6 protein-coding genes and 1 pseudogene are annotated in these 7275 nt (G+C 59.1%); 5 read left to right on the top strand and 2 right to left on the bottom strand.

Features of this window, described 5'->3' with window-relative positions; genetic code table 11:
• Both VI25_RS19980 and pxpB read right to left on the bottom strand, forming a co-directional pair.
• A pseudogene (locus VI25_RS19980) lies at window positions 1–453 on the bottom strand (biotin-dependent carboxyltransferase family protein); the annotation flags it as partial.
• Complete coding sequence (pxpB, locus tag VI25_RS19975; RefSeq protein WP_045688107.1) at window positions 443–1183, bottom strand: 5-oxoprolinase subunit PxpB; 741 nt, start codon at window positions 1181–1183, stop codon at window positions 443–445. The pseudogene VI25_RS19980 and the gene pxpB, both read right to left, overlap by 11 nt.
• 129 nt (window positions 1184–1312) lie before the next feature.
• Between pxpB and VI25_RS19970 the strand changes: the two genes are divergently transcribed.
• The 5 genes from VI25_RS19970 to VI25_RS19950 all read left to right on the top strand — a co-directional run.
• Window positions 1313–3856, top strand: coding sequence for a M1 family metallopeptidase (locus VI25_RS19970; protein ID WP_236705156.1), 2544 nt, complete (start codon window positions 1313–1315; stop codon window positions 3854–3856).
• An 80-nt stretch (window positions 3857–3936) separates the two neighbouring features.
• Entirely contained in the window at window positions 3937–4734 is a 798-nt protein-coding gene (locus VI25_RS19965) for a PAS domain-containing protein (protein WP_045688109.1), read from the top strand.
• On the top strand, window positions 4704–5501 hold the full coding sequence (locus VI25_RS19960) for a PAS domain-containing protein (protein WP_045688110.1): 798 nt from the start codon (window positions 4704–4706) through the stop codon (window positions 5499–5501). The genes VI25_RS19965 and VI25_RS19960 overlap by 31 nt, the downstream gene beginning before the upstream one ends.
• Before the next feature lie 77 nt (window positions 5502–5578).
• On the top strand, window positions 5579–6985 hold the full coding sequence (locus tag VI25_RS19955; protein WP_152981719.1) for a PAS domain-containing sensor histidine kinase: 1407 nt from the start codon (window positions 5579–5581) through the stop codon (window positions 6983–6985).
• A 35-nt stretch (window positions 6986–7020) separates the two neighbouring features.
• Window positions 7021–7275 (top strand): response regulator (locus tag VI25_RS19950; RefSeq protein ID WP_152981718.1); only part of this gene is annotated, 255 nt, incomplete at its 3' end.

Raw genomic sequence — 7275 nt, 5'->3', positions numbered from 1 at the left:
GGCACCCGGTCCCCGGCCCGCAGGGCGCGGCCCTCCAGCCTCCTATACCGGCCCGTAAATACGTGGCTTGGCTGCCCAGCACCATTGGCACGGCCAGGCCGCCCGATACGGCTAGGTAGGCCCGGCACCCCGCCCGCGGCGGACCAAAAGCCAGCTCGCAGCCCCGGGTGACGGCAACGGCGCGGTGCAAGGCAGGGGCTCCCCGTTGAGCGTAGCTGATAAGTCGGCTCCCGTTACGGCTAGTAGGTGGTCGGACTCAAACCGGATTTTGGGGCCGAGGAGCGTAATTTCAAGCCCGGCGGCGCTTGTAGGGTTGCCCACCAGGAGGTTGCCCACGCGCAGAGCCAGCGCATCCAGGGGGCCGCTGACAACAACGCCGGCCTGCTGGTAGCCCCGGCGGCCACCATCCTGAATGGTGGTGAGCAGGCCCGGATGCAGGATGCTACAACTCATGCTGCTGGCACTGAAATTCTTCCTCCGAAATAGCTACAAACCGCAGACGCTGGCCGGCGCGCAGGAGGCTGGGGGGTGTCACTTCGGGCGTAAACAGCCGCCTTGGGGTGCGCCCAATCAGTTGCCAGCCGCCCGGCGTTGGGAGGGAGTATACGCCAGTCTGCCGGCCCGCAATACCCACGGAACCAGCCGGTACCAGGGGCCGTGGCTCGGTTTTGCGAGGCGTTGCCAGGTGCTCGGGCATGCCGCCCAGGTAGGGAAAGCCGGGGGCAAAGCCAATCATATACACTACGTATTCCGGGGTCGTATGCAAGGCAATTACCTCGCTGGGCGTCAGGCCGGTATGCTGAGCCACCGTCCCCAAATCGGGACCGAACGAACCGCCGTAGCACACCGGAATTTCTACTAGCTCCGTAACTGCTTCGGGCGCCGCCGCCTGTACTTGCCCGAGCAGGTGTTGCACTGCCGCCACCGCGCTTTGGTAGGGGTCGTGGCGGCCGGCCTGGCTGATTACCCACGGGTCGTAATACACGGTGAGGGTAGTGAAAGCCGGCACGTATTCTACTAACCCCGGAAAGGGGTGTTGGTCAAAGAGGCGCGCTACGGCCTGAATGTGGCGGTGCGTGGCCTCGCTGATACTTTCGTCGAATTGCAGTACGAGGGCCGCATCGCCCAGGGGGTAAAGCTGGACCGGGGGAGTAGCGGGGTTTGACTGCGGAAGATGATCCATCGGTGGGTTTGCTTTACCTTGGGTGTTCGACCTGATGGAATATCCTTTTGAATGAAGCTTCAATATAGTAACGGTGCGCGCACCAGCGCACTTCTTCTGTCCGTGGGCCTGTGGTCCTGCTCTCACCAAATGGTTCCAACGGCTACGACCCTGCCCGCCACGCCGGTGCCCGTGGTGCCCGGCGTCAGCCAGGAGCTGGCCCAGGGCCGCGCCCGCCGCATCTCGCGCCTGGCCTACGATCTGCACTTAACTATTCCGGCTCGGAAAGCCGAACCCATTGCCGCCACCGAAACGGTGCGCTTTCACCTCACGGCGGCCGACCAGCCGGTTCAACTCGACTTCAAGGAGCAAACGGCCAACCTGAAAAGCGTAACCGTGAACGGCCAGGCAGTTGCCATCGACCATCACGATGAGCACGTGGTACTACCCGCTGCTAGTTTGAAAACTGGCTCGAACGAGGTGCAAATTGCGTTTACGGCGGGCAACCAGAGCCTCAACCGCAACGAGGATTTTCTGTACACGCTACTCGTACCTGACCGTGCCCGCACTGTGTTTCCGGTCTTCGACCAGCCCAATCTTAAAGCCTCGTTTCGGCTTACCTTAAGCGTGCCGTCGGGCTGGGAGGCAATGGCCAATGCTCCCCAGGATTCTATCCATAATGTTCTAAATGGCCTCATTCCTGGGTCTAATACATACTTCTTCGCACCTTCGGACACCATCAGCACCTACCTGTTCTCCTTTGCGGCGGGCAAGTTTGAGCGGGTTTCGCGCACGCTAGGGGGTAGGCAGATGCAGTTTCTGCACCGGGAAACCGATAAGGACAAGCTGCGCCTGAGCCTGGGCCCCATCTTCCAGATTCATGCCGACGCGCTGAAGTTCTTGGAGCAGTACACCGGCATTCCCTACCCATTCCGCAAGTTCGATTTCGTGGCCCTACCCGATTTCCAGTACGGCGGTATGGAGCACGTGGGCGCCATCGACTACAAAGCCAGCACGCTGTTTCTGGATGAAGGTGCCACCCAGGATCAGAAGATTAGCCGCTCCAGCCTCATTGCCCACGAAACCGCCCACATGTGGTTCGGCGACCTAGTGACCATGCAGTGGTTTAACGACGTGTGGATGAAGGAGGTGTTTGCCAACTTCATGGCCGATAAAATAACCCAGGTGGCCGTGGCTAATTCCAACTACGACCTCAAGTTTGTCATTGACCACTACCCGGCGGCCTACGGCATAGACCGTACTACCGGCGCCAACCCCATTCGGCAGGAGCTTGATAACCTGAAAGATGCCGGCTCGCTCTACGGCAACATCATCTACCACAAAGCGCCCATTATGATGCGCCAGCTGGAGCGCCTGATGGGAGAGGAGCCTTTCCGCCAGGGCTTGCAGGAGTACCTCAAGAAGTACCGCTTCGGCAATGCCACCTGGCCCGACCTCATCCAGATTCTGGACGCTCGCACCCCCGCCAACTTGCAGGCCTGGAACCAGGTATGGGTAAACCAGCCCGGCCGCCCCATCTTCGACTACAGTCTGAAAACCAGCAACGGCAAGATTACCAGCCTGCAACTCACCCAGCAAGCCGAGGACAAGTCAGAGCGGCTGTGGCCCCAGCTGTTTGAGGTATTGCTCGTGTACCCCAATGGCGGAGTGAAAGAGCTGACGGTAAACATGAACCAGCGTGAGGTGCGCGTGCCGACGGCGCAAGGCGAGGCCACTCCCGCATTCGTGTTGTTTAACTCTACCGGCCTGGGCTACGGCGTATTTCCCCTTGACAAGCAGCCAACCGCGGGCCTGACTACCCTGCAAAACCCGGTGGCCCGGGCGGCGGCCTACGTGAACTTATACGAGAACATGCTCAACGGCCGCACCATTGCCCCGCGGCAACTGCTGGAGATATACCGGCAGGCACTACCCAAGGAGCAGGAAGAGCTGAACATCAAGTTGCTGACCGGCCAGCTCACGGATATGTACTGGAAGCTGCTTAAGCCCACGGAGCGGGCAGCGCTGGCCCCGGCGTTGGAGAAGGAATTGTGGCGGGCCATGCAGCAAAACCCCGCGGCCAACTCCAGGAAGCTTTTGTTCAAAGCCTACCAGTCGGTGGCCCTAACCAAGGAGGCCCAAACGCGCCTCTACCAGGTCTGGGACAAGGAGCAGGCCCCCGCGGGCGTGAAGCTCACCGAGGACGACTACACTGCCCTGGCGCTGGCCCTGGCCGTGCGCGACTACCCCGCCGCCACGCCTATTTTGCCCAAGCAGCTTGCCCGCATCCAAAACCCCGACCGCAAAAAGCGCATGGAGTTTCTGCTGCCCGCCCTCTCGCCCGACGTGCCAACCCGCGACGCCTTCTTTGCCTCCCTGGCCGACGAGAAGAACCGGGAAAAGGAAGCCTGGGTGACAACGGCCCTGGCTTACCTGCACCACCCGCTCCGGGCCGCCACCTCCGAGAAATACCTGCCCCAAAGCCTGGCCCTACTCGAAGAAATTCAGCAAACCGGCGACATCTTTTTTCCCTATTCCTGGCTTCAAGCTACCCTGGGCTCTTACCAAACGGCCACCGCCGCCCGCACCGTGCGGGAGTTTCTGGCCGCGCACCCCACCTACAACCCCAAGCTGCGCGCTAAGCTGCTGCAGGCTGCCGATGACGTGTTTCGGGCCGAGAAGCTGGTGCTGTGAAGTGCCTAGCTGAACAGAAGCCTTTGCTAGGGTAGTTGTAACTTCGAGTCAGTAGAGACGCCGTAATCCACCCCACCGCCGTGCTAGATTCTTCCGAAAACTTTCGGGCAGCTTTCGAGGCTGTTACAGGCAGTTGCCTTCTGCTACAGCCCGATGCCCCCGCGTACACAGTGGTGGCCATTACAGACGAACTGCTGGGGGTGCTGGGGCTGGAACGGCAGCACGTAGTAGGGAAGAGCATATTCACGGTTTTCCCCGAAAACCCGGCCTTGCCCCAGGCCACGGGCGCCGCCGAACTGCGCACTTCCCTGGAGTATGCCCGCCAGGAGAAAGCCCATCATCACATGCCCGTAGTGCGCTACGATATAGCCGCTGCCGAGGGCGTGTTTGAGGAACGGTACTGGTCGGCTAACAGCAAGCCGGTGGTAAGCCCGGCGGGCGAAGTTCTCTACATCATCCATGCTACGGCCGAAGTGACGGCCCAACTGCTGGCGGAAAAAAAAGCGCAGGCTTTGCGGCAAGTGGAGAAGACCTATAGCCTGTTCTTGCAGGCTCCCGTGGCGGTGTGCATTGTAACGGGGCCACAACACATTGTGGAGCTGGCTAACGACGAGATTCACCAGTTTCTGGGCACTACCCCAGCTATCATTGGGAAGCCCTTGTTTGAAGCGCTGCCGGCCGCGAAAGCACAGGGCTTTCCTAAGCTGCTGGACCAGGTACGCACCACCGGGCAACCATTTTATGGTACGGAATACCCGGTTACGCTGACCCTTAATGGCCGGGAAGAGCTGCGCTACTACAACTTTGTTTACCAGCCCTACTACGAACAGCCCACCGACAAAGCCCCATGGGGGTGTTCAGCGTGGCGCACAACGTAACGGAGCAGGTGCTTTCCCGCCAACGGGCCGAAGAAAGTGAGCATCGGTACCGCACCTTGATTGAAGAAGCGCCCATTGCTACGGCCTTCTACACGGGGCCGGAAGTTCGGATTCAGTACGTGAATGCCATTATGCTCAGCTACTGGGGCAAAGACCGGACGGTTATCGGCAGCACGCTTCGGGAAGCCTTACCCGAACTGGCCGACCACTCCTTTCCCGCCTTGCTGGAACATGTGTACACCACCGGCGAGCCGTACGTGGGGGTGCGGGAGGCCACCACGTTGCTGGTCGATGGCAAATCCAAAATCTCCTACTTCAACTTTACCTACAAACCCTTGCGCAATGAGCACGGGGACGTGTACGGTATCCATCACACGGCCATTGACGTCACGGAGGAAGTGCTGGCTCAGCAGAAGATCGAGGAAAGTGAAGCCCGCTTCCGCAACTTGGTGGCGCAGGCTCCCGTGCCCATTGCCCTCACCATCGGCCCAAACATGGTGTTTGCAAACGTCAACGAACCGATGCAGCAGATGGTAGGGCGAAGGAGTGTGGCGTTCGTAGGTAAAACCATGCGTGAGATATTCCCCGAACTTGAAAACCAGGCTGCGGAACAGCTGGCGCGCCGGGCTCAAGAAAAAGGGGAGCCTTTTTACGGGACCGAGATGCCCGTAACCCTGCAAATTGGAAATGAAACGCGCCAGGCTACTACGATTTATCGTACACTCCGCTGCGGGAGAAAGGCCAGATTACGGGCGTCATTCACGTAGCCGTTGAGGTAACCGAGCAGGTGCAAGCGCGGCGCAGACTGGAAGAAAGCCAGGAGGAGTTGAAGCGGTTCAAGTTTATGGCCGACCAAGCCCGTGACCCGTTTGTGCTCATGCGGGCCGATGGCACCTTCGCCTACCTCAACAAACAGGCGCTGGATTCCTGGGGCTACACGGCGGAAGAAGCCCGGCACCTGCACGTGCAAGACATAGACTCTTCGTACCCGTACCAGGCCTACGTGGAGGTATTTGGACGGGCTCAGAATGGCAGCTTCCCCCGTTTCAATAGCGTGCTTAAACGCAAAGATGGGCACACCTACCCCGTCAGCGTGAGTATGAGCGGACTAGTGCTGGGGGGCGAGCCGTACTTGTTTGCCATTCCGCGCGATAGTACGGAGCAGAAGAAGTTTACGGACACCTTGCAGGAAAGTGAGCAACGCTTCCGCATCATGGCCGACGCGGCGCCCAACCTGGTGTGGGCAATGCACCCCGATTCTGCAATCCGCTACGTGAACACTACCTTCCTGGAGTTTTTGGGCACTACCCTCGGCGCATTTGTGGCTACCAACTGGGAGACCTACGTGCATCCTGAGGATGCGGCAGCGGCCCAGCGCACAATCAGCAGCGCCATTGAGGAGCGCACGCGCTTCCGCATAGAGTACCGCATGCGCCGCCACGACGGGCAGTACCGGTGGCTGTTGTCGCAGGGGGCGCCCAGCTACTACCCCAGCGGGGAGCTGTACGGCTACGTAGGGTCCGCCATCGACATTACCGAGCTTAAGGAAGCCAACCAGCAACTTCTACGCACCAACAACGACCTGGACAACTTTGTGTACACCGCTTCCCACGACTTGAAGGCGCCCATTGCCAACATTGAGGGGTTGCTGCACGCCTTGCAGCGCACCCCACCCACCGAAACGCTGGCCTCGGAGCAGGTGCTGCGCCTAACGGAGATGATGCAGGAATCGGTGGAGCGCTTCAAAAAGACCATTGCCACCCTTACCGACGTTGCCAAGCTGCAAAAGGAACACGACGGCGAGTCGGTGCTGATAGACCTGGCCACGGTGGTTGAGGACGTGCGCCTGGACCTGACGCCCATGATTGCGTCGGTGGGGGCGCAGGTGGAGATAGACGTGGCGGCGTGTCCTACTATTCGTTTTTCGGAGAAAAACCTGCGTTCCGTCGTCTACAATCTCTTCTCCAATGCCCTCAAGTATCACTCGCCCGAGCGGACGCCGCACGTGCGTATCCGTTGCGAAAGTACCCCCGAGCATCAAGTGCTAGTGATACAGGACAACGGATTGGGCATGGAAGCTGGCCGCCAGCAGCAGCTTTTTACCATGTTTAAGCGCTTTCATGACCACGTAGAGGGTAGTGGTATTGGTCTCTACATGGTTAAGAAAATGGTGGACAACGCCGGCGGACGAATTGAAGTAGAAACGCAGGTTAAACAAGGCTCTACGTTCCGCGTATACTTCCGCCACTAGTGCAGTCACTTATTAGAATAAATACGCGTAGTGTAATGGAAAAGCTTCCCAGCATCCTGTTAGTGGATGATGATAAGACGACGAATTTTCTTAACCGCCTACTGTTAGAAGACTTACAAGTAGCTCAGCAAGTACTCGTGGCCGAAAATGGGCAGGAGGCCTTGCACGTAATCGAGCAAGAGTGTCAAAAAACTAGCTGCCCTCCGCTCATTCTGCTCGACGTGAATATGCCGGTTATGAATGGGATAGAGTTTTTGGAGACCTATGCACCTATAAAACAAGCCGCTGAG

Origin of the sequence: Hymenobacter sp. AT01-02, from assembly GCF_000961955.2 — a bacterium.
Lineage (GTDB): Bacteria > Bacteroidota > Bacteroidia > Cytophagales > Hymenobacteraceae > Hymenobacter > Hymenobacter mucosus.
The sequence above is the reverse complement of the archived record's forward strand: the minus strand, read 5'-3'. Positions and strand labels throughout refer to the sequence as shown.

Coding starts and splice junctions, on each gene's coding strand:
- pxpB (WP_045688107.1), bottom strand. CDS start 1,183: ATGGATCATCTTCCGCAGTCAAACCCCGCTACTCCCCCGGTCCAGCTT.
- VI25_RS19970 (WP_236705156.1), top strand. CDS start 1,313: ATGGTTCCAACGGCTACGACCCTGCCCGCCACGCCGGTGCCCGTGGTG.
- VI25_RS19960 (WP_045688110.1), top strand. CDS start 4,704: ATGGGGGTGTTCAGCGTGGCGCACAACGTAACGGAGCAGGTGCTTTCC.
- VI25_RS19955 (WP_152981719.1), top strand. CDS start 5,579: ATGGCCGACCAAGCCCGTGACCCGTTTGTGCTCATGCGGGCCGATGGC.